At 31.3% G+C, this 21,296-nt stretch carries 24 protein-coding genes; 23 read left to right on the plus strand and 1 reads right to left on the minus strand.

Translation table 11 applies throughout. The features are described from left to right. Window positions 1-6 precede the first annotated feature (6 nt). The 10 genes from ftsY to G594_RS0104730 all read left to right on the plus strand — a co-directional run bounded on the left by ftsY (window position 7) and on the right by G594_RS0104730 (window position 6,737). Window positions 7-918, plus strand: a complete 912-nt coding sequence (gene ftsY, locus G594_RS0104685; RefSeq protein WP_027097515.1) for a signal recognition particle-docking protein FtsY — start codon at window positions 7-9, stop codon at window positions 916-918. A gap of 81 nt (window positions 919-999) precedes the next feature. Beyond that, window positions 1,000-1,329, plus strand: a complete 330-nt coding sequence (locus G594_RS0104690) for a putative DNA-binding protein (RefSeq protein ID WP_027097516.1) — start codon at window positions 1,000-1,002, stop codon at window positions 1,327-1,329. A gap of 19 nt (window positions 1,330-1,348) precedes the next feature. After that, window positions 1,349-2,704 carry a signal recognition particle protein gene (gene ffh, locus G594_RS0104695; protein WP_027097517.1) on the plus strand — a complete coding sequence of 452 codons (1,356 nt, stop codon included), beginning with the start codon at window positions 1,349-1,351 and terminating at the stop codon, window positions 2,702-2,704. A 36-nt stretch (window positions 2,705-2,740) separates the two neighbouring features. Further along, window positions 2,741-2,986 (plus strand): 30S ribosomal protein S16, encoded by a 246-nt coding sequence (rpsP, locus tag G594_RS0104700; protein ID WP_027097518.1) that lies wholly within the window; start codon window positions 2,741-2,743, stop codon window positions 2,984-2,986. Between the two features lie 46 nt (window positions 2,987-3,032). Beyond that, entirely contained in the window at window positions 3,033-3,260 is a 228-nt protein-coding gene (locus G594_RS0104705; protein ID WP_027097519.1) for a KH domain-containing protein, read from the plus strand. Window positions 3,261-3,318: 58 nt separating this feature from the next. Continuing rightward, window positions 3,319-3,816 (plus strand): ribosome maturation factor RimM, encoded by a 498-nt coding sequence (rimM, locus tag G594_RS0104710; protein WP_027097520.1) that lies wholly within the window; start codon window positions 3,319-3,321, stop codon window positions 3,814-3,816. Then, window positions 3,806-4,522 (plus strand): tRNA (guanosine(37)-N1)-methyltransferase TrmD, encoded by a 717-nt coding sequence (gene trmD / locus G594_RS0104715; RefSeq protein WP_027097521.1) that lies wholly within the window; start codon window positions 3,806-3,808, stop codon window positions 4,520-4,522. The genes rimM and trmD overlap by 11 nt, the downstream gene beginning before the upstream one ends. A 120-nt stretch (window positions 4,523-4,642) precedes the next feature. After that, window positions 4,643-4,990, plus strand: a complete 348-nt coding sequence (gene rplS, locus G594_RS0104720; protein WP_027097522.1) for a 50S ribosomal protein L19 — start codon at window positions 4,643-4,645, stop codon at window positions 4,988-4,990. 81 nt (window positions 4,991-5,071) lie between these two features. After that, entirely contained in the window at window positions 5,072-5,914 is an 843-nt protein-coding gene (gene ylqF / locus G594_RS0104725; protein ID WP_027097523.1) for a ribosome biogenesis GTPase YlqF, read from the plus strand. A 16-nt stretch (window positions 5,915-5,930) separates the two neighbouring features. After that, entirely contained in the window at window positions 5,931-6,737 is an 807-nt protein-coding gene (locus G594_RS0104730) for a ribonuclease HII (RefSeq protein WP_027097524.1), read from the plus strand. Between the two features lie 55 nt (window positions 6,738-6,792). Here G594_RS0104730 and G594_RS0104735 read toward each other — a convergent pair whose 3' ends face one another. Next, a complete protein-coding gene (locus G594_RS0104735; RefSeq protein WP_242829702.1) occupies window positions 6,793-7,149 on the minus strand; it encodes a YraN family protein in 357 nt (118 codons plus the stop codon). Window positions 7,150-7,301: 152 nt separating this feature from the next. Between G594_RS0104735 and G594_RS0104740 the strand changes: the two genes are divergently transcribed. From G594_RS0104740 to G594_RS0104800, 13 genes are all read left to right on the plus strand, one after another. After that, complete coding sequence (locus G594_RS0104740) at window positions 7,302-8,825, plus strand: YifB family Mg chelatase-like AAA ATPase (protein ID WP_027097526.1); 1,524 nt, start codon at window positions 7,302-7,304, stop codon at window positions 8,823-8,825. Window positions 8,826-8,840: 15 nt separating this feature from the next. Further along, window positions 8,841-9,851 carry a DNA-processing protein DprA gene (gene dprA, locus G594_RS0104745; RefSeq protein WP_027097527.1) on the plus strand — a complete coding sequence of 337 codons (1,011 nt, stop codon included), beginning with the start codon at window positions 8,841-8,843 and terminating at the stop codon, window positions 9,849-9,851. 41 nt (window positions 9,852-9,892) lie between these two features. Then, complete coding sequence (topA, locus tag G594_RS0104750) at window positions 9,893-11,995, plus strand: type I DNA topoisomerase (RefSeq protein WP_027097528.1); 2,103 nt, start codon at window positions 9,893-9,895, stop codon at window positions 11,993-11,995. A 156-nt stretch (window positions 11,996-12,151) separates the two neighbouring features. After that, window positions 12,152-12,928, plus strand: coding sequence for a GTP-sensing pleiotropic transcriptional regulator CodY (gene codY, locus G594_RS0104755; protein ID WP_027097529.1), 777 nt, complete (start codon window positions 12,152-12,154; stop codon window positions 12,926-12,928). Between the two features lie 398 nt (window positions 12,929-13,326). Then, window positions 13,327-14,028, plus strand: a complete 702-nt coding sequence (gene rpsB / locus G594_RS0104760) for a 30S ribosomal protein S2 (protein WP_027097530.1) — start codon at window positions 13,327-13,329, stop codon at window positions 14,026-14,028. Window positions 14,029-14,116: 88 nt separating this feature from the next. After that, complete coding sequence (gene tsf, locus G594_RS0104765) at window positions 14,117-15,028, plus strand: translation elongation factor Ts (protein ID WP_027097531.1); 912 nt, start codon at window positions 14,117-14,119, stop codon at window positions 15,026-15,028. Between the two features lie 70 nt (window positions 15,029-15,098). Next, the gene (gene pyrH, locus G594_RS0104770) at window positions 15,099-15,812 is read left to right on the plus strand and encodes a UMP kinase (protein ID WP_027097532.1); all 714 of its coding nucleotides are present in this window, start codon (window positions 15,099-15,101) and stop codon (window positions 15,810-15,812) included. Between the two features lie 10 nt (window positions 15,813-15,822). Further along, complete coding sequence (gene frr, locus G594_RS0104775; protein WP_027097533.1) at window positions 15,823-16,380, plus strand: ribosome recycling factor; 558 nt, start codon at window positions 15,823-15,825, stop codon at window positions 16,378-16,380. A 69-nt stretch (window positions 16,381-16,449) separates the two neighbouring features. Then, the gene (locus G594_RS0104780; RefSeq protein WP_027097534.1) at window positions 16,450-17,220 is read left to right on the plus strand and encodes an isoprenyl transferase; all 771 of its coding nucleotides are present in this window, start codon (window positions 16,450-16,452) and stop codon (window positions 17,218-17,220) included. A 15-nt stretch (window positions 17,221-17,235) separates the two neighbouring features. Further along, window positions 17,236-18,030 carry a phosphatidate cytidylyltransferase gene (locus tag G594_RS0104785; protein WP_027097535.1) on the plus strand — a complete coding sequence of 265 codons (795 nt, stop codon included), beginning with the start codon at window positions 17,236-17,238 and terminating at the stop codon, window positions 18,028-18,030. 86 nt (window positions 18,031-18,116) lie between these two features. Beyond that, window positions 18,117-19,082 (plus strand): AI-2E family transporter, encoded by a 966-nt coding sequence (locus G594_RS0104790; protein ID WP_027097536.1) that lies wholly within the window; start codon window positions 18,117-18,119, stop codon window positions 19,080-19,082. 19 nt (window positions 19,083-19,101) lie between these two features. Continuing rightward, window positions 19,102-20,262 (plus strand): 1-deoxy-D-xylulose-5-phosphate reductoisomerase, encoded by a 1,161-nt coding sequence (dxr, locus tag G594_RS0104795; protein ID WP_027097537.1) that lies wholly within the window; start codon window positions 19,102-19,104, stop codon window positions 20,260-20,262. Between the two features lie 11 nt (window positions 20,263-20,273). Continuing rightward, on the plus strand, window positions 20,274-21,287 hold the full coding sequence (locus tag G594_RS0104800; protein WP_027097538.1) for a M50 family metallopeptidase: 1,014 nt from the start codon (window positions 20,274-20,276) through the stop codon (window positions 21,285-21,287). Window positions 21,288-21,296 lie beyond the last annotated feature (9 nt).

Here is a 21,296-nt window from a genome sequence, read left to right on the forward strand (position 1 = left end):
AAAAATATGTTTGGAAAGTTATTTGACAAACTTAAGGATGGATTATCAAAAACAAGAAATGGATTAACTGATAAGATTAACGAAGCTTTAAAGTTAGCAGTAACAATCGATGAGGATTTGTATGAAGAGTTAGAAGAAATTTTAATAACTTCTGATATTGGTATGGATACAACTATGGAAATCATAGAAAAGCTAAGAGAGAAGATTAGAAAAGAAAAAATAAATGATACAGAGTTAGTGATTCCAACATTAAAATCTGTTATTAAAGAGATGATGATGGAAGGAGCTGAAGAAGAGGAAGATAAAGAAGGCAGAAGGGTTCTTTTAGTTATTGGTGTTAATGGAGTTGGTAAAACAACTTCTATTGGAAAACTTGCAGCAAAGAATAAAGCAGAAGGTAAAAAAGTTCTTCTAGCAGCTGCTGATACCTTTAGAGCTGCTGCCATTGACCAGTTAGAGGTGTGGAGTCAAAGAGCTGGTGTTGATATAATTAAGCAAAGTGAAGGGTCAGACCCTGCAGCTGTAGTATTTGACGCTGTAACTGCTGCAAAATCAAGAAGTGCAGATATACTTATTTGTGATACTGCAGGTAGACTGCACAATAAAAAGAATCTTATGAATGAATTATCCAAAATAAATAGAATAATTGATAGGGAATATAGTGAAGCTAAAAAAGAAACTTTATTAGTATTGGATGGAACAACAGGACAAAATGCTGTTATACAAGCAAAACAATTTATGGAAGCATGTCCTATAGACGGAATAATACTTACAAAGTTAGATGGTACTGCAAAGGGTGGAGTTGTAATATCAATTAAACAAACCTTAAATATTCCAGTTAGGTATATTGGAGTTGGAGAAGGTATAGAGGATTTACAAGAATTTGATGCAGAAGCTTTTGCAGAAGCTTTATTTTAATATTTCAAAAGGTGTTAAGTAAAAATACTTGACACCTATAAATTATTCTGTTATTATCTCTTTTGTGGGTAAGGTGATTATATGGAAGATAGAGTTGAAATTTCTTTATTAATGGATTTTTATGGTCCATTATTAACAGAAAAACAAGGTAACATTATGGAGCTTTATTATAATGAGGATTTATCCTTGGCTGAAATTGCTGAATTAAATAACACAAGCCGTCAAGCTATCCATGATTTAATTAAAAGATGTTACAAGCTACTTCTATCATATGAGAGTAAGCTTCACTTACTTCAAAAGAGTATAAAACGTGAAAAAAAGATTACAGTTCTTTTAAAAGACTTTAAGGAAAAGTATTCTTTATCTAATGAAGAACTTGAAGAATTAAGATTTAAGTTAGAAGAGTTGTAATATATTTAGGAGGTTTAATATGGCTTTTGAAGGATTATCAGAAAAACTTCAAAGTACCTTTAAGAAATTAAGGGGAAAAGGGAAGCTTAATGAAAAAGATATAAAAGAGGCTATGAGAGAGGTAAAGCTTGCTTTATTAGAAGCAGATGTTAACTATAAGGTTGTAAAAAACTTTGTATCTAATGTGAGTTCTAAGTGTGTTGGAGGCGACGTTCTAGAAAGCTTAACACCAGGGCAACAAGTTATAAAAATAGTTAACGAAGAACTTACTAATCTTATGGGCGGTAGTGAGAGTAAATTAAATTATTCAAGTTATGGACCAACTGTAATTATGCTAGTAGGTTTACAAGGTGCTGGTAAAACAACTATGTGTGGAAAATTAGCACTTCAATTAAGGAAGGATAATAAAAAACCTTTATTAGTTGCATGTGATATATATAGACCTGCAGCAATTAAGCAATTACAAGTAGTTGGTAAACAAATAGATATTCCTGTATTTACTATGGGAGATAAAGTATCACCTGTTGATATTGCTAAGGCAGCAATTAAACAAGGAAGAAATGATGGTAATAATGTAATTATTATAGATACAGCTGGTAGATTACATATTGATGAAGAGCTTATGCAAGAACTTAAAGATGTAAAATCTGCAGTTGAGCCTAACGAAATACTATTGGTTGTTGATTCCATGACTGGTCAAGATGCTGTTAATGTTGCAGAAAGTTTTAATAAAGAACTTGATGTTTCAGGAGTTATCTTAACAAAGTTAGATGGTGATACAAGAGGTGGTGCAGCTTTATCAATAAGAAGCATTACTGAAAAGCCAATTAAGTATATTGGTGTAGGGGAAAAAATGAGCGATTTCGAAGTTTTCCATCCAGAGAGAATGGCATCAAGAATTTTGGGGATGGGAGATGTATTGTCTTTAATAGAAAAGGCACAAGAGGCTATTGATGAAAAAGAAGCTGGTGACTTAGCTAAGAAGATGATGACCAATGAACTGAATTTTGAAGACTTTTTAACTGCAATGGAACAGATGAAGAAGCTTGGTCCTTTAAACAAGATTATGGAGATGATTCCTGGAATGGAGTCTCAAAATGTTGGAAAAATTGATTTTGAAAAGAGTGAAAAGCAATTAGATAAAACTAAAGCTATTATTCAATCAATGACTTTAAAGGAAAGAAGAAATCCTTCACTTTTAATTGGATCATCTTCCAGAAAGAAGAGGGTTGCATTAGGTGCAGGTACAACAATTCAAGAAGTTAATAAACTTATTAAAGGCTATGAAGCAATGAAGAAACAAATGAAACAGGTTAAATCATTAACAAAGAAATCTAGAAAAGGTTTATTTGGAAAAATGCCTTTCATGAGTTAGAAATATAAGTATATTTTAAAAGGAGGTGAAATTACAATGGCAGTAAAGATAAGACTAAGAAGAATGGGTGCTAAGAAGGCTCCTTTCTACAGAATAGTAGTTGCTGATTCAAGAAGCCCAAGAGATGGTAGATTCATCGAAGAAATTGGATACTACAATCCAATAACTGAACCAGCTGAAGTTAAGATTAATGAAGAAAAAGCTACTAAATGGTTAAACGATGGTGCTCAACCTACAGATGTAGTTAAGAGATTATTCGACCAAGCAGGCCTTAACAAGTAATTTTTGGAGGTGAACACTGTAGTTATAGTATAATTACAGGCACTATATGAAAGAATTAGTTGAAATATTAGCCAAAGCTTTAGTTGATCATCCAGAGCAAGTTGAAGTAAATGAAGTAGTTGGTGAGCAATCAATTATTTTAGAACTTAAAGTTGCTCAAGATGATATGGGTAAAGTTATTGGGAAACAAGGAAGAATAGCGAAAGCTATTAGAACCGTAGTAAAGGCTGCAGCAATTAAAGAAGAAAAAAGAGTAGTAGTAGAAATAATCTAAATGAAAGAGTTAGGTACACCCTAACTCTTTTTATACATTTACACAGGAGGGAACAAGTGTGAGTGAATATTTCAAAGTAGGTCAAATTGTTAATACTCATGGAATAAAAGGAGAAGTAAAGGTAATGGCTTTTACTGATGATGTTAACAATTTTAAAAGATATGGAAAAGTTTTAATCGATAATAAGTGGGTTGAAATCCAAGGAGTAAAGTTTCAAAAGGATAGAGTTATTCTTAAATTAGAGGGAATCGATTCTATGAATGATGCGGAAATGTATAAACAAAAGTATCTACAAGTTTTAAGGGATCAAGAGCCTGAACTTCCAGAGGATACTTATTATGTTGTAGATTTAGTGGGATGTACAGTATATGATACAAATGGAAAAGATCTAGGTAAAATATACGATGTACTACAAACTCCTAATAATGATGTTTATTGGATTGAGAAACCTAAACAATTATTAATTCCAGTTCTAAGAGATATAGTGTTAGATGTTAATATAGATGAAAAGAAAGTTCTTATAAGACCAGTAGGAGAATGGCAAGATGAGGATTAGTATTTTAACTCTCTTTCCAGAGATGTTTTCCATATTTGATCATTCTATTATAGGAAGAGCAAGGGAAAAAGATCTTGTAAATTTAGAGTATTATAATATAAGAGATTATTCTTTAAACAAACATAAGAAAGTTGATGATTACCCATATGGTGGAGGTGCAGGAATGGTTATGACACCTCAACCAATAATTGATTCTATAAAAGCTGCAAAAGAAAAGAATTCAGGAAAGGTAATTTTTCTAGGACCTAGAGGTAAAACCTTTAATCAAGAAATGGCACAAGAACTTTCAAAAGAAGAAAATTTAATTTTCTTATGTGGTCATTATGAAGGTATAGATGAAAGAGCATATAAGCATATTGATATGGAAGTATCTTTAGGTGATTTTGTTCTTACTGGAGGAGAAATGGCAGCTATTCCTATTATTGATTCTGTTTTAAGGCTTATACCAGGTGTTTTAGGTAAAGAAGAAAGTTTTATGGACGAATCTTATTCTGATGGTTTATTAGAATATCCACAATATACTAGACCAGAAGTGTATGAAGATGAAAGAGTACCTGAGGTATTGCTTTCAGGTCATCACGAAAATATAAGAAAGTGGAGAAGAAAACAATCTTTACTTATAACAAAAGAAAGAAGAAAAGATCTCTATAAAAATCTCCAACTTACTAAAGAGGATATAAAAATTTTAAAGGATGATAGATTATAATATTTATGTTGCGTTAGATAAAGTTGTATGCTAGAATATAGTTTGTGCTAGTACGGGCGCTCCTCTGCTGAACTAGGCTTCGGTAAGAACGTCAAATTATCTTTAAGGAGGGAATGCACAATGAACGAAATATTAAGAGCTATAGAGCAAGAACAAATCAGAACTGATTTACCACAATTCAACGTTGGGGACAACGTAAGAGTTCACGTAAAAATTAAAGAAGGTAACAGAGAAAGAGTTCAAGCTTTCGAAGGAACAGTTATTAAGAAGCAAAACGGTGGAATCAGAGAAACTTTCACTGTAAGAAGAGTTGCTTATGGAACTGGTGTTGAAAGAACTTTCCCTATGAACGCTCCAATCATCGAAAAGATTGAAGTTACTAGAAGAGGTAAAGTAAGAAGAGCTAAGTTATACTACTTAAGAGACAGAGTAGGTAAGGCTGCTAAGGTTAAAGAATTAGTTAGATAATTTCTTTATAAAAATGGGGACTTTTATGAAGTCTCCTTTTTTAATATTTAGAATTAAACTAGCGTAAAGGAGGGAAATTATATGGCAATAAATTGGTTTCCAGGTCATATGAAAAAGACTCAAAGAGAAATAAAAGAAAATTTAAAGTTAGTTGATGCTGTTATAGAAATAAGGGATGCTAGAATTCCTAGAAGTTCAGCAAATCCAGATATAGATAAATTGGTGGGAGATAAGCCAAGAATAATTTTATTAAACAAGAGTGATTTAACAGAAAAGAGTGTTACAAAGCAATGGATTAAACACTTATCCTCTGAAAATGTTAAGGTACTTGAAGTTAATTGTTTAACTGGAAGTGGTCTTAATGCAATTAAGCCTGCAATTCTGGAGTTATTAAAAGAAAAGCATGATAGATTAAAGGCAAAAGGTTTAGTAAAAATAATAACAAGAGTAATGGTTGTAGGAGTTCCTAACTGCGGTAAGTCTACATTTATAAATAAAATGGCTAAGAATAATATAGCTAAAACAGGAGATAGAGCTGGAGTTACGAAAAATAAGCAATGGATAAAAACTCCATTAGGTGTAGAAATGCTTGATACTCCAGGTGTTTTATGGCCAAAGTTTGAAGATGAAGAAACAGCATTAAATCTTGCTTTTACTGGGGCTATTAAGGATGAAGTAATGGATTCAGAAGAATTAGCTTATAAGCTTGTAGAAAGATTACAAACTTATTATCCTGAAAAATTAAAAGAAAGATATAAAATAGATGAGATTTTTGAAAATCCTTTAGATACTTTGGATGCTATAGCTAGAAAAAGAGGATGTTTAATGAAGGGCAACGAAATTGATTATATGAGAATAGCAGTTATTCTTTTAGATGAATTTAGAGGCGGAAAAATTGGAAATATAACTTTGGAACGTCCATAGTGAAAGGTATTAGGGTATGAATAGTGTAGATTTTAATCAACTTAAGTTTAATGAGATAAAGAAAATTGTTTCTAATATAAATATAGAAGAAGATTATAATAGCGAATTAGTTAAAAGATATATTGACTTACTTCTTTCTGATAGTAGAAAAAATGTTGTAAAACTAGGAGAATCTCTTCAAAAGAATAGAGATAAAATTATGAAAGAGATTTCTAGAGTTAAAGAAATGTATGCTTTTGATAAGAATTTTGGAAACTATCAATATATTGCGGGGGTAGATGAAGTGGGAAGAGGTCCACTTGCTGGCCCTATTGTGTCTTGTGCTGTAATTTTAGATTTAAATGCAATGGATGACGAGTTAATTTTATGGCTTAATGACTCTAAAAAGATTTCTGAAAAGAAGAGGGAAGAATTAGCTCAAATAATAAAAGAAAAAGCACTTGCATATCATATAGCCCAAGCATCAAATGAAGAGATAGACAGTAAAGGAATTGCTTATTGTAATAATAATGTATTCTTAGAAGCATGCTATGGATTAAAAATAAAACCAGATTTAGTTTTGTCTGATGGTTACTTGGTAAAAAATATCACTATAGAGAATAAATATGTTATTAAAGGTGATGCTAAAAGTGCTACTATTGCTGCAGCTTCGATCTTAGCAAAGGTATATAGAGATAACTTAATGAAAGAATATTCAAAGAAGTATCCTGAATATTATTTTGATGAAAATGCTGGGTATGGAACTGTTAAGCATGTAGAAGCTTTAAAAACAATTGGGCCATGTGAAATACATAGAAAAAGTTTTTTAACAAAAATATTATAACTCTCTAAAAGAACTCTAAAGATTTATTTAAGAGTTCTTTTTTTTGTTTTTAATTTTATCTAAAAGCATCACTTATTATATTTAATTTGTACGAATTATCGTAGTAGTTAAAATATATTTCTGCCACATCATATCTAACATAATAGTTATAGAGATTATGAATAGTTAAATAGTATTTAGATAAGTACTTTATATTTTTTTGCTTTGAGAATGTTACAGATTCACAAGGGGTACCGAAGGAGTTATTGCTTCTAGATTTCACTTCAACAAATACTATGACGTCATTTTTTTTAACAATTAGATCCATCTCACCTTTTTTAATTAGAAAATTTCTATCAAGAATAGTATAGCCGTTATTTAAATAATAATTAGCGGCAATGTCTTCGCCGTGGTTACCTAGTAGTTTCTTCATATTTTTCATTTTATAACTCCCATATTTATATATTTTTATATTTATATAAATAATTATTACCTTTATTTGGTTAATGCAAGCAAGATTTTATGTTTAGTATAAATTATATTGGTAATAATCTAAGAGGAAATTGTATAGAAGGGATTGAGCGCATGGCAATAAAAATAATTAGTGCCACCTACTCTGGATTAGAAGGGCAGCTTATAGATGTTGAAGTTGATATTACAAGAGGAATTCCGTACTTCAATATTGTTGGATTACCAGATGCTGCAATAAAAGAAGCAAAAGAAAGAGTGAGATCAGCAATAGTAAATAGCGGATTTGAATTTCCTCTAGGAAGGATAGTAGTTAACTTAGCACCAGCAGATGTAAAAAAGATAGGATCATTATTAGATTTACCTATTGCTATTGGCATACTAGCCTGTTCTAGACAAATTAACTCTAAATATATAGAAGATTACATTTTGTTTGGAGAGTTATCATTAGCAGGAGATATTAAAGGGGTAAAGGGGACACTTCCAATAATACTAGCTGGTGTTAGTGAAGGGAAAATGAATTTTGTATTACCTTATGAAAACCTAAATGAATGTAAATATATTAAGGAAGCGAAATATTATCCTTTTAGTAATTTAAGAGAAAGTATATCTTTTTTGAATTATAAAGATATGTTACCTTATGATTCATTTTTATTAGAAGAAGTTTCTAAGGAAAACTATTTAGATTTCAGTGATATTATAGGGCAAGAAAGTTCTAAAAGAGCAATGGAAATAGTTGCTGCAGGAAATCATAATATACTTATTTATGGTAGTACAGGAGCAGGAAAAACTATGTTAGCAAATGCGCTTCAATCCATATTGCCTGATTTAACTAAAGAGGAAGAACTTGAAGTTGCTAAGGTTTATAGTATAGCAGGAAATGATAAATTATGTAATGTAAAAAGACCCTTTAGAAATCCTCATCACTCTATTACAAAAGGAGCTTTAATTGGTGGAGGAAATATTGCTAAAGCTGGAGAAATTACTTTGGCTCATAGAGGAGTACTGTTTTTAGATGAGATATTAGAGTTTAAAAGAGATGTACTAGAGGTTTTGAGAGAACCATTAGAAGAAGGAAAGATAAAAATTAATAGATTATATGGAAGTTATGAATTACCATGCAATTTTATAATGATAGGTTCCTTTAATGTTTGTCCATGTGGTAAGAGTGGACTAGAAAGTGGGGATTCAGATGGATGTAATTGTAGTGATAATCAAAAAATGAAATATTTAAATAGAATGTCAAAAGCTTTAAGGGATAGAATTGATCTATATAATTATGTACCAAAGGTAGGATATAAAGAAATAAGAAATAATAATGAAATGTATTCTTCCTTGAAAATGAAAGAGAGAGTAATTAAGGCAACAGAAGTTCAGAGAGGAAGGTTAAAAGGAACTAAATATAAATATAATTCTGAAATAAGAGGAAAAGATGTTTTTGAATTGTGTAGAGTTTCAAAAAATATAGAGAGAATATTAGAAAACTATTTTGACTTAAATAGTCCTTCATTAAGAGGATATGGAAAGCTTATAAAGATATCTAGAACTATTGCAGACCTAGATGGGAATAAGGATATATTAGAAGAAAATATTCTGGAGGGAATAAATTATAGGAGGGATTATCATGGAGAAATTGTGTAAAGGGGTAGACAGTTTATGAAATATAAGATATGGTTAATAATGTTAAATGTATCAAATTCGGATAAAATATCTCTTATTGAGAGATATGGAAATGAAAAAGTTGTTTATGATGAATTAAACAGTACTTTTAGCAGTTCTTCATTACAGGATGCAGAGGAATATGTAGGGATATTAGCTAAAGAAAATATAGGGCTTGTTACATATAATGATCTTAAATATCCTGAGGATTTAAAGAATATAGATGAACCGCCATATGGTTTGTTTTATAAAGGAAATATAGAATTACTTAATGAAGATATAGTTGGTATAGTTGGCTCAAGAATGTGTACTCAGTATGGTGCACAAATTACAAAACTATTGACAAAAGAATTAATTAGCTATAATATCACAATAATAAGCGGAGGTGCTAAAGGGATAGATTCAGTAGCACATAAAACAGCATTAGAAGATGGTGGAAACACTATTGTTGTTTTAGGATGTGGTATAGATGTTGTATATCCTAAACAAAATGCATCATTATTTAAAAAGGTTGAAGATACTGGATTGATTATTTCAGAATTTCTACCAGGCACTAAGCCACTTCCATACCATTTTCCAATGAGAAATAGGATAATTAGTGGGTTAAGTAGATTAGTAATAGTTGCCGAGGCGTCGAGTAAAAGTGGTTCTTTAATTACGGCTAATTATGCTGCAGAACAAGGAAAATCAGTAATGGCTGTTCCTGGATCAATTTTTTCAAAAGGAAGTAATGGATGTAATAAGCTTATTAGAGATGGTGCGCAGATTTTTAGTGGAATGGATGACTTATATTCTATTTTGAAATTAAAAATTCCAAAGGAAGAAGGAATAATATCTCCAATAAAGAGAAAAATATTATCTGTTATAGCAAAGGCACCAACACATATAGATGAAATCGTTGAAAAGTCTTGTATTGACAGGGCTGCTTTGTTTAAGGTATTATTTGAAATGCAAATTAGAAATGAAATAGTTAGCCTTCCTGGCAATTATTATGCAAAGATTACGTGAGTTTTAAGGGGGTGAAGGCTCCATAAAAATGGAGTTTTTATATGGGTCAAAATTTAGTTATAGTAGAGTCACCTGCAAAGGCTAAGACAATCGCAAAATATTTAGGAAAAAATTATACAGTTGAAGCATCTATGGGGCATGTTAGAGATTTGCCTAAAAGTAAGATGGGTGTTGATATAGAAAATAATTATGAACCAAAGTATATATCAATAAGAGGTAAGGGAGAATTAATAGATAAGTTAAGAAAAGCAGCAAAAAAAGCTGATAAAGTTTATCTTGCAACTGACCCTGACCGTGAGGGAGAAGCAATTTCTTGGCATTTAGCAAAGCTTTTGAAGATATCAGAAGATTCACAATGTAGAATAGTATTTAATGAAATAACTAAAACTGCTGTAAAAGGATCAATAAAACAAGCTAGAAAAATAAATATAAATTTAGTTGATGCTCAACAAGCTAGAAGAGTATTAGATAGACTAGTTGGATATGAAATTAGTCCTATTTTATGGAGAAATGTAAAGTGGGGTCTAAGTGCAGGTAGAGTGCAATCAGCAGCTTTGAAGCTTATCTGTGATAGGGAAGAAGAGATAAAAGTTTTTAATGCAGAAGAGTATTGGACAGTTGATTGTGTAATGAAAAAGGAAAGAAAGAAATTTCCTATTAAGTTATCTACAAAGAATGGCAAAAAGATTGAAATTAAAAATGAAGATGAAGCTAAAATTATAGTTAAAGAACTAGAAAAAGGTGAATTTGTAGTAGCTGGGATCAAAAAAGGTAAAAAAGTTAAAAATCCACTTCCACCATTTACTACAAGTACACTTCAACAAGAAGCAAGTAAAAAACTTAATTTTATGACAAAGAGGACTATGTCGGTAGCACAAGTTTTATATGAAGGCGTTGAAGTTAAAGGATATGGAACAGTTGGTCTTATAACATATATGAGAACAGATTCTGTTAGAATTTCAGAAGAAGCTCAAGGAAAGGCTTTAGAATTTATTAATAGTACTTATGGAGAAGAATATTCCCCAGAGAAGCCTAGAGAGTATAAAGGAAAGAAAAATATCCAAGATGCTCATGAAGCTATTAGACCTACTTATGTTGAAATTACTCCAGAGATTGCAAAGGCAAACTTAACTAGCGAACAATATAAATTATACACATTAATTTGGAATAGATTCATGGCAAGTCAAATGGCTTCGTGTAGATTGAATACAAATTCAATTGATATAATAAATGGTGATTACAAATTTAAAGCTAGTGGATCAACAATTGACTTTGATGGGTTTATGAAACTATATCAGTACTCTAATGAGGAAGATGCTGAAGGAGTTATTCTTCCAGTTTTAGAAGAAGGGGAAGTTTTAAAGAAGGAATCCATAGAAGGAAAACAACACTTTACTCAACCTCCTGCAAGATTTACTGAAGCTTCATTTGTAAAACTTATGGAAGAAAAGGGGATAGGAAGACCAAGTACATATGTACCTACCATTTCAACAATATTAAGTAGAGGTTATGTACTTAGAGAAAAGAAGAATCTTATTCCGACTGAGTTGGGATTTATAGTAAATAAGATTTTAAGTGATTACTTCAATCAAATTGTAGATGTAGAGTTTACTGCTGATATGGAAAAGAAGCTAGACCATATTGAAGAGGGTAGAGAAGAATGGAGAGAAGTTGTAGATGAATTCTTTAAGCCATTAAAGGTAGCTATAGATAAAGCTGAAAAAGAAGTTGCAAAAGTAGTTATTGAAGATAAAGTTAGTGATGTTCCATGTGATAAGTGTGGAAGAATGATGGTGATAAAAAGAGGAAGATATGGTGACTTCCTTGCATGTCCTGGTTATCCTGAATGCAAAAATGCTAAGCCAATAGTGGAAGAACTAGATGTGCCATGTCCTGAATGTGGTAAAAAGATTGTCGTTAAGAAGAGTAAAAAAGGTAAAAAATTCTTTGGTTGTTCTGGATATCCTGAATGTAAGTTTGTAAGTTGGAATGAACCAGTAAAAGACAAGTGTCCTAAGTGTAATGCGTATATGGTTTTAAAATACTCTAAAAAAGATGGGAATTATGTACAATGTTCAAATAGTGAATGTGGATATAAAGAAGTTATTAAGAAGGAAGAAAAAAACGACAAAGAAAATAACTAATAGTAACTAAAATGTCGAAAGAACAAAAATGGAGTTGAAATAAATGGCTCTGTATGATAAACTGAAATAGTCTATAATGAAAAGAACAAAAATTTAAAAAATTATGAAAATTTAAAATATACTTGAATTTTAATAGATTATTTAAGGGGGAGTTATATGTCATCATTACTTAGCAAAACAAGAATGTTGAACAAGATATTGCAGAAGTCAGGAACAGAGCCAGTTGCTTTTGAAGATATATGTAAGCTTTTAAGCGAAGTGTTAGAATGTAATGTATATATTGCTAGTAGAAAAGGGAAAATATTAGGATATACTTTTGCAAAAGATTTCGAATGTCATGTGATGAAGAAGAAAGTAATAGAAGAAAGAAGATTTCCGGCGGATTACAATGAAAAGCTTCTTAATATTACAGAAACTATATCTAATTTACCTAACAAAGGTTATTGTGTTTTTGAAGGTGAAGGAGATTGTATGGCGAAAGACAAGCTGTCTACAATTGTTCCTATAGTAGGAAATAGAGAGAGATTAGGAACGTTACAACTTGCAAGGTTTGGTAGAAGATTTACTGACGATGATTTAGTTTTAGTTGAATATAGTGCAACAATAGTTGGAATAGAAATGCTTAGAGGAAAACAAGTTGAGATAGAGGAAGAAGCAAGAAAAAAAGCTGTTGTGCAACTAGCTATTGGAACTTTATCTTATTCAGAACTTGAAGCTGTAGAACATATCTTTGATGAATTAGATGGGACTGAAGGGCTTTTAGTAGCTTCAAAGATAGCTGATAAGGTTGGTATAACAAGAAGTGTTATAGTTAATGCTTTGAGAAAATTTGAAAGTGCTGGAGTAATAGAATCAAGATCTCTAGGAATGAAGGGGACTCATATAAGAATACTTAATGAAAAGTTATTAGATGAGTTGAAAAAGATTAAATAGTTTATTTTAAAATCTGTATCTAGTATTAGGTACAGATTTTTTACGTCTAGGAAATTATAAAGAGTTTTCAGTAGCCTCCTTATGGATACAGAGCATGAGGGGTAAAAATTATAGTGCCATCACAGAACACTAAAAGCAAGTTTTGGAACCTGTGTATGACTGAAAAAAGTGTATCTTATGAATAGTTAATTTTTATGAAGGGGGAGAATTATAATGAGTATTTTTATATTATTTTTAAGATGGATAAAAATAATATAAAATTTTGTTGATACAATAAAAACCTTGTGGTATACTAACAAAGGTAATAAAATACACACATTACCCAATGCAAGTAGTTGGTGCCTATTAGGTAGCTACTTGTGAAGAAGGTAGTGGAGGAAAAACCAGGAGGTAAGAAAATGTCAGTAATATCAATGAAACAATTATTAGAAGCTGGTGTACACTTTGGTCACCAAACTAGAAGATGGAACCCTAAGATGGCTCCTTACATCTTTACAGAAAGAAACGGAATCTATATCATAGATTTACAAAAGACTGTAAAGAAGGCTGAAGAAGCTTACAACTTTATTAAAGAAGTTGCTGCAGAAGGAAAAGATATCTTATTCGTTGGAACAAAGAAACAAGCTCAAGAAGCTATCCAAGAAGAAGCTATAAGATCAAACATGCACTTTGTTAACAACAGATGGTTAGGTGGAATGTTAACTAACTTCGAAACAATAAAGACTAGAATTAAGAGATTAGCTGAAATCGAAAGAATGCAAGAAGATGGAACTTTCGAAGTTCTTCCAAAGAAAGAAGTTATAAAGCTTAAGGGAGAATTAGAAAAGTTAGAAAAGAACCTTGGTGGAATTAGAAACTTAGACTGCGAAAACATCGGAGCTATGTTCATAGTTGACCCAAGAAAAGAAAAGAATGCTATTTCAGAAGCTAAGATTTTAGGAATTCCTGTAGTAGCTATAGTTGACACTAACTGTGACCCAGAAGAAGTAGATTACGTAATTCCAGGTAACGATGATGCTATAAGAGCTGTTAAATTAATAACTGCTAAAATGGCTGATGGAATCATTGAAGGAAGACAAGGTGAACAATTAGCTGAATAATTAGCTATGTAAAAGGTAGGTGAAGGATTCTTCATTTACCTTTTAACCTAAATGATAAGGGTTACTTAATATAAAGGAGGAAATGAATATGATAACTGCAAAATCAGTTAAGGAATTAAGAGAAATGACTGGCGCAGGAATGATGGACTGCAAAAAGGCTTTAACAGAAACTAACGGAGATATAGAAAAGGCTGTAGAATTCTTAAGAGAAAAAGGATTAGCTGCTGCTGCAAAGAAAGCAGGAAGAGTTGCTGCTGAAGGTCTTGTTAAGACATATATTACAGAAGATAACAAGAAGGCTGGTATCGTAGAAGTTAACTGTGAAACAGACTTCGTTGCTGCTAATGAACAATTTGTAGCTTTTGCTGATTCATTAGCTAAGATGGTTGTTGATACAACAGCTACAACTGTTGAAGAATTCTTAAACGAAAAGTACAATGAAGAACAAACAGTTCAAGAAGCTTTAACAGCTTTAATTGCTACTTTAGGTGAAAACATGACAGTAAGAAGATTCAAGAAGGTTGAAGTTGCTAATGGTGCAGTTCAAACTTATATTCACGGTGGTGGAAGAATCGGTGTTGTTGTTGAATTAGGATGCGAAACTGAATCTCAAGTAGTTGTAGATTTAGCTAAAGAACTTTGTATGCAAGTTGCAGCTGCAAACCCATTATTCTTAAATGAAGAAGGTGTTGATAAGGAAGCTGTAGAAAAGGAAAGAGAAATCTACAGAGTTCAAGCTCTTAATGAAGGAAAGCCAGAAAAGATCGTTGATAAAATGGTTGAAGGAAGAATCAAGAAATACTATAAAGAAGTATGTCTTGTAGATCAAGCTTGGGTTAAAGATGGAGATAAGAGCATAGCAAAGCTTGTTGAAGAAAAATCTAAAGAAGTTGGTTCTCCAATCACTGTTAATAGCTTCGTAAGATTTGAAAGAGGCGAAGGTATAGAAAAAGTTGTTGAAGATTTTGCTGCAGAAGTTGCAAAGCAAATGGGTAAATAGTTAAAACCAAAGAGAACACTAAGTGTTCTCTTTTTTTAAAGATATAGGAATTTACGTTGGAGGTATAGAGATGTCTAATTCTAAGTATAAGAGAGTGATGCTAAAGATATCAGGTGAAGCTTTAGCTGGAGAAAATGGATTCGGTTTAGATTTTAATGTAGCTACAAGAATAGCTCTAGAAATTAAAGAACTTGTAAATATGGGGATTGAAGTAGGTGCCGTTGTTGGTGGCGGTAACATTTGGAGAGGTAGAAGCGGCGAAGGTATGGATAGAACTACTGCTGACTACATGGGAATGCTAGCTACTTGTATAAATGCTTTAGCACTACAAGATTCATTAGAACAAGTTGGAGTAATGACAAGAGTACAAACGGCTATAGAAATGAAGGAGGTTGCAGAACCTTTCATTAGAAGAAGAGCTATGAGACATCTTGAAAAAGGAAGAGTTGTAATTTTTGCAGCAGGAACAGGAAATCCTTATTTTTCAACTGATACAACTGCAGCACTAAGAGCAGCAGAAATAGAAGCAGATGTAATATTATTAGCTAAAAAAGTTGATGGTGTATACGATAAGGATCCTCATAAGTATTCAGATGCTAAAAAATATGATACACTATCATATATAGAGGTTCTTGAACAAGGATTACAAGTAATGGATTCAACAGCTACATCTTTATGTATGGATAATAATATTCCTATACTTGTATTTGGTTTAGATGAACCTGGAAATATCAAAAGAGCTGCACAAGGCGAAAAAATAGGAACGCTTGTATCAAAAAAGTAGGAGGGTTAAAATGATCAAGGACATTATTAAGAATTCAGAAGAAAAAATGAAAAAGACTATTTCAGTTCTTAATTCAGAGCTATCGACTATGAAAGCAGGAAGAGCTAATCCAACTATGCTTGACAGAATTCAAGTAGAGTATTATGGAAGTTTATGTCCACTTAATCAAGTTGCCAATGTATCTGCTCCAGAACCAAGAGTACTTATGATAACACCTTGGGAAAAACCATTACTAAAAGATATAGAAAGAGCTATACTTAAGTCAGATTTGGGATTAAATCCTTCAAATGATGGTTCAGTAATAAGATTAATAATACCTGAATTAACAGAAGAAACTAGAAAGAACTTAGTTAAGAATGTTAAAAAAACAGGTGAAGATGCTAAAGTTGCAGTTAGATCTGTAAGAAGAGATGCTAATGAAAAGATAAAGGCATTAAAGAAGGATTCAGATATATCAGAAGATGAAATTAAGAAGGGTGAGGATCAAGTTCAAAAAATAACTGATTCTTACGTTAAAGAAATTGACAACATAATTTCAGCTAAGGAAAAGGAAATAATGTCAATTTAGGCTAGCAAACAAAAAACCTGCTCCTAGGGCAGGTTTTTTGTTAATTAGATATTATGGGAGGGGCCAACCTTGTTTAGTTTTTATAAGAATAAGAAAAAGAATAACTTCGATAATGACGAAAATATAGAATTAGATATGAATAATATCCCTAAACATGTAGCTATTATAATGGATGGTAATGGAAGATGGGCAAAACAAAGGAATCTTCCAAGAACTATGGGTCATAAAGCTGGTGTAGAAACCATAAGACGCATAATTAAGGAAGGGGATAGACTTGGCATTAAATACATGACTTTATATGCATTTTCAACTGAAAATTGGAAGAGACCTAAAGAAGAAGTTGGAGCGCTAATGAAGTTGCTTGTTCAATACTTAAAGCAAGAAATAGATGAATTAGATAGAAATGGTGTTGTTATAAATGTTCTTGGAGATATCTCTAGATTACCGGAAGAGTGTATAGGTGAAATAGAGAGAGCGAAAGAAAGAACAAGAAATAATAATGGAATAGTTATGAATGTAGCTTTAAATTATGGTGGAAGAGATGAAATTATAAGAGCAATAAAAGCAATAGCCAATGATTATAAAGATGAAAAAATAGATATAAATAATATAGATGATAGTCTAGTAAATAATTATTTATATACCGCAGGAATGCCAGATCCAGACATAATAATTCGACCATCAGGAGAACAAAGATTAAGTAATTTTCTTTTATGGCAATGTGCATATTCAGAATTTTGGTATTCGGATATTAATTGGCCTGATTTTAAGGAGAAGGATTTACAAAGAGCAATTTATGATTACCAAAACAGAGATAGACGTTTTGGTGGAATAAAATAGATTGGGGTGAAGGTATTGAAATCAGATAACAGATATCTAGGTGCACTTATGATAGCACCATTTATATTATTTATATTTTGGGGAGGGTTACCTCTAAAAATATTTACTTTCATTTTATCTGCTTTTGGAATGTATGAATTTTATAAAGCGTTAAAAGAAAAAGATTTTAAACCAATTGAAATGGTAGGATATATTTTATTAATACTATTCTATTTGTTTAATAATGATTTTGAAAAGCTTATTTTTATGATAATTTTAGCAACATTTATACTTTTAATAATACCAGTAATAGATTTAAAGTATACATTTATTGATGCTGCAATTACTTTGCTGGGCTTCTTATATGTGGGCATTTTGTTTAGTTTTATATACCTAGTAAGTGAAAAAAGTGGTGGAGCTTTTTATGTATGGCTAATATTTATAGGATCATGGATGACAGATACAACTGCATACTATGCTGGTAGATTATTCGGAAAAACAAAGCTATGCCCAAAAGTAAGTCCTAAGAAAACTATAGAAGGTTCGATTGGAGGACTTATAGGGTCAACAATTTCTTGTGGAATATTAGGATTTGTTGCCAAAGGATACATAGCTACTTTCCCAATATATCATTTCTTTATTATAGGAGCATTATGTGGAGTATTTAGTCAGTTTGGTGACTTAGTAGCATCTTCTGTAAAAAGATATGTTGGAATAAAGGATTATAGTAATCTTATTCCTGGTCATGGTGGTATATTAGATAGGTTTGATTCAATATTATTTTCAGGATTGATAGTGTTTTATTACTTAACTTTTATATTATCATTGTAAATTAAAAAAATATTATGTTTTATTTCTGTAAATATAACCCCTTTTCTTTGCATATATTTTAATGTATGTGCAAGGGAGGGGGTTTTTTGGAGTTTAGAAGAAGATATAAGAAACTAATTGATTTGATTATGCTTTTATTAATAATAACGGTTCTAACATTAACTATAAAATACTATTTCAAACCCTTTATATGGATGGTTATAATGTTTCTCATAGCAAATCCGTTATACAAGTTTTTTATAAGGTTAAATATACATGATAAAATTGCAGGAGCATTATCAATTTTATTTGTAAATTTAGCCTTAATTATATTTGTTATTTATCTTGGTGGTAGTATATTCATTTTGTTAAAAAAATTATATGAGGGAAATATTAAACTTATAGAAGATTTAATTAGAACTTATATTGGATTTATTGATGTTGGAGATGGGAAAAGTATTGCAGGTAGTGTTATATCTATATTAAATCAGGATTTTATAAAAACTGGTGCTATAACAACTGGAGAAGGAATAGTAGCATTCTTTATAGGCAATATATGTGCTTTTTTTATTTTAGTAGATAGAGAAAAAATGAAGGATTTAGTTAAAAGATTGATACCAAGAGATATATTATATAAAGCTAAGTATCAAGGTGGTAACTTTAAGCAAATGATAGGTATTCAAGTTATTTTAGTATTAATATCAACTCTTGAAATAATTATAGGATTTATAGTGTTTAGGGTACCAAAAGCAGTTTTACTAGGAGTTATTTGTGGAATATTAGACATATTACCTTATGTAGGAACAATAATTGTATTTGTACCTATAATAATATACAATATTATAGTAGAAGATTATATAGTAGCTTTTGGGTTAATATGCTTATATATTTTGGTTCAAGTTATTAGAGAAGTTCTTGAAGCAAAATTTTTAAGTGATAAACTAGAATTACATCCCTTATTAGTTTTATTATCTATATATATAGGAATTAAGTTATTTGGGGTTCTTGGAATAGTTGTAGGCCCTATGTATGGGATTCTAGCTAAAGATATAATCTATGGAGAAGATAAGTAGCAATTAGGAGGATAAAGACATGAAGAAACTTTCAATATTAGGGGGAACAGGGTCAATAGGACTTCAAACCTTAGATGTAATTAGAAAATCTGCTAAAGAGTTAAAATTGATTGGGGTAACTGCTAATTCATCTATAGAAAAGATGATAGAGATAATAGATGAGTTTAAGCCTAAATATGTAGGAATGATGGATAGTAGCTCAGCTTTAAAGATAAAAGAATATTGCACTGAGAATAATTTTGATATTGAGGTTCTTGAAGGAATGGAGGGGCTAATAAAAATAGCATCCCTTGAAGAAATAGATATGGTTGTTACTTCAGTTGTAGGGATGATAGGTTTAAAGCCTACAATGGCAGCTATTGAAGCGAAGAAAGACATTGCTCTTGCAAATAAGGAAACTCTTGTTGTTGCAGGGGAATTAGTTATGCAGGCAGCGAAGGATAATGGCGTAAAAATTCTTCCGGTTGATTCAGAACATAGTGCTATATTCCAGTCATTAAGAGGGAATAGTTTAGATAGCTTAAAAAAGATAATATTAACTGCATCTGGTGGACCTTTTAGAGGAAGAAAGATAGATGAGTTAAAGGAGATATCTTTAGAAGAGGCTCTTAATCATCCTAATTGGAGTATGGGAAAGAAGATTACAATAGATTCAGCTACATTAATGAATAAGGGACTTGAAGTGATAGAGGCTCATTGGTTGTTTAATTGTAGTTATGATAATATTCAAGTTGTAGTTCATCCTCAAAGCATTATACATTCTATGGTTGAATATAAAGATGCAAGTATAATAGCTCAACTTGGATCTCCAGATATGAGACTTCCTATACAATATGCATTGAATTATCCAGAAAGAAAAGAAGAAGTAGCTAAATCCATTGATTTTTGGAAGATATCAAAATTAACTTTTGAGAGACCAGATTTAGAAACATTTAAATGTTTAAGACTTGCGTATGAAGCTGGGAAAAAGGGTGGCTTAGTTCCAACAGTTTTAAATGCTGCTAATGAAGTTGCTGTACAATTTTTCTTAGATAAGAAGATAAAATTCTTAGAAATAGGAGATATTATTGAAGAATCTATAAATTACTTTAATGTTGAATGCAAAAAAGAGTTATCCTTAGATAACGTAATTGAATTAGATAGAAAAGTAAGAGAATATGTAGCGTGTAATAGAGGTTAGGAGGAAAGACATTGAATTATATTTTGGCGATTTTAGGGTTTGGTTTATTAATCATAGTACATGAATTTGGACACTTTATAGCAGCAAAATTAAATGGTGTTAAGGTTGTTGAATTTTCTATAGGTATGGGACCAAAGATACTTTCCCATCAAGGAAAAGAAACAAGATATTCCATTTCATTATTACCTATAGGTGGATATGTTCAAATGTTAGGAGAAGAAGAAGCTGTAGATGACGAGAGGAGTTTTTCGGCTAAATCACCACTAAGAAGAATTTCTATAATCTTAGCTGGAGCTTTCATGAATTTTGTTTTAGCAATAGTTATTTTAAGTACTATATTTAATATTTTTGGATTTGCAACTACAAGCTTAGATAGAATTGAAGCTGGAACACCAGCTGCTTCAGCAGGATTAATGCAAGGAGATAGAATAACTAGAGTAAATGGAAGCAAAGTGTTTACAAATAGCGATATTTCTGTTGGCGTAAATATGAATAAAGGGAAAAAAATTGACCTTGAGTATGAAAGAGGAGGGTTAAAAGATACGGTAACTATAGAACCTGCATACATAGAGGATGAAGGAAGATATATGATAGGAGTTTATTTCAAGGGTGAAGAAAATCCTAGTATATTAAGTAGTATAAAAGAAAGTTTTAATGAAACTGCATCTTTGATTTCTCAAACTTTTAAAGGTTTAAAGATGATATTTACAGGGGAGGCTAATTTAAAAACTGACGTTGGAGGTCCTGTTACAATAATTAAGATGTCAGCAGGTGCAGCAGAAGTAGGCGTGTGGAACTTAATGAAGCTTGTTGCAATACTTTCTGTTAGCATAGCAGTGTTTAATTTATTACCATTCCCAGCTTTAGATGGTGGATGGGCAGTTATATTATTTATAGAATTAATAACAAGAAGAAAGGTGCCAGACAAAATAGTAGGGGCTCTAAATACAGTAGGATTTATGCTACTGATAGGCGTTATGATATTAGTAACAATAAAGGATATAATTTTCCCTATTAGTTTTTAGGAGAGTATG

The sequence above is a fragment of the Clostridium paraputrificum AGR2156 genome, assembly GCF_000424025.1.
GTDB classification, from domain to species: domain Bacteria; phylum Bacillota; class Clostridia; order Clostridiales; family Clostridiaceae; genus Clostridium; species Clostridium paraputrificum.

Coding starts and splice junctions, on each gene's coding strand:
- ftsY (WP_027097515.1), top strand. CDS start 7: ATGTTTGGAAAGTTATTTGACAAACTTAAGGATGGATTATCAAAAACA.
- G594_RS0104690 (WP_027097516.1), top strand. CDS start 1,000: ATGGAAGATAGAGTTGAAATTTCTTTATTAATGGATTTTTATGGTCCA.
- ffh (WP_027097517.1), top strand. CDS start 1,349: ATGGCTTTTGAAGGATTATCAGAAAAACTTCAAAGTACCTTTAAGAAA.
- rpsP (WP_027097518.1), top strand. CDS start 2,741: ATGGCAGTAAAGATAAGACTAAGAAGAATGGGTGCTAAGAAGGCTCCT.
- G594_RS0104705 (WP_027097519.1), top strand. CDS start 3,033: ATGAAAGAATTAGTTGAAATATTAGCCAAAGCTTTAGTTGATCATCCA.
- trmD (WP_027097521.1), top strand. CDS start 3,806: ATGAGGATTAGTATTTTAACTCTCTTTCCAGAGATGTTTTCCATATTT.
- rplS (WP_027097522.1), top strand. CDS start 4,643: ATGAACGAAATATTAAGAGCTATAGAGCAAGAACAAATCAGAACTGAT.
- ylqF (WP_027097523.1), top strand. CDS start 5,072: ATGGCAATAAATTGGTTTCCAGGTCATATGAAAAAGACTCAAAGAGAA.
- G594_RS0104730 (WP_027097524.1), top strand. CDS start 5,931: ATGAATAGTGTAGATTTTAATCAACTTAAGTTTAATGAGATAAAGAAA.
- G594_RS0104735 (WP_242829702.1), bottom strand. CDS start 7,149: ATGAAGAAACTACTAGGTAACCACGGCGAAGACATTGCCGCTAATTAT.
- G594_RS0104740 (WP_027097526.1), top strand. CDS start 7,302: ATGGCAATAAAAATAATTAGTGCCACCTACTCTGGATTAGAAGGGCAG.
- dprA (WP_027097527.1), top strand. CDS start 8,841: ATGAAATATAAGATATGGTTAATAATGTTAAATGTATCAAATTCGGAT.
- topA (WP_027097528.1), top strand. CDS start 9,893: ATGGGTCAAAATTTAGTTATAGTAGAGTCACCTGCAAAGGCTAAGACA.
- codY (WP_027097529.1), top strand. CDS start 12,152: ATGTCATCATTACTTAGCAAAACAAGAATGTTGAACAAGATATTGCAG.
- rpsB (WP_027097530.1), top strand. CDS start 13,327: ATGTCAGTAATATCAATGAAACAATTATTAGAAGCTGGTGTACACTTT.
- tsf (WP_027097531.1), top strand. CDS start 14,117: ATGATAACTGCAAAATCAGTTAAGGAATTAAGAGAAATGACTGGCGCA.
- pyrH (WP_027097532.1), top strand. CDS start 15,099: ATGTCTAATTCTAAGTATAAGAGAGTGATGCTAAAGATATCAGGTGAA.
- frr (WP_027097533.1), top strand. CDS start 15,823: ATGATCAAGGACATTATTAAGAATTCAGAAGAAAAAATGAAAAAGACT.
- dxr (WP_027097537.1), top strand. CDS start 19,102: ATGAAGAAACTTTCAATATTAGGGGGAACAGGGTCAATAGGACTTCAA.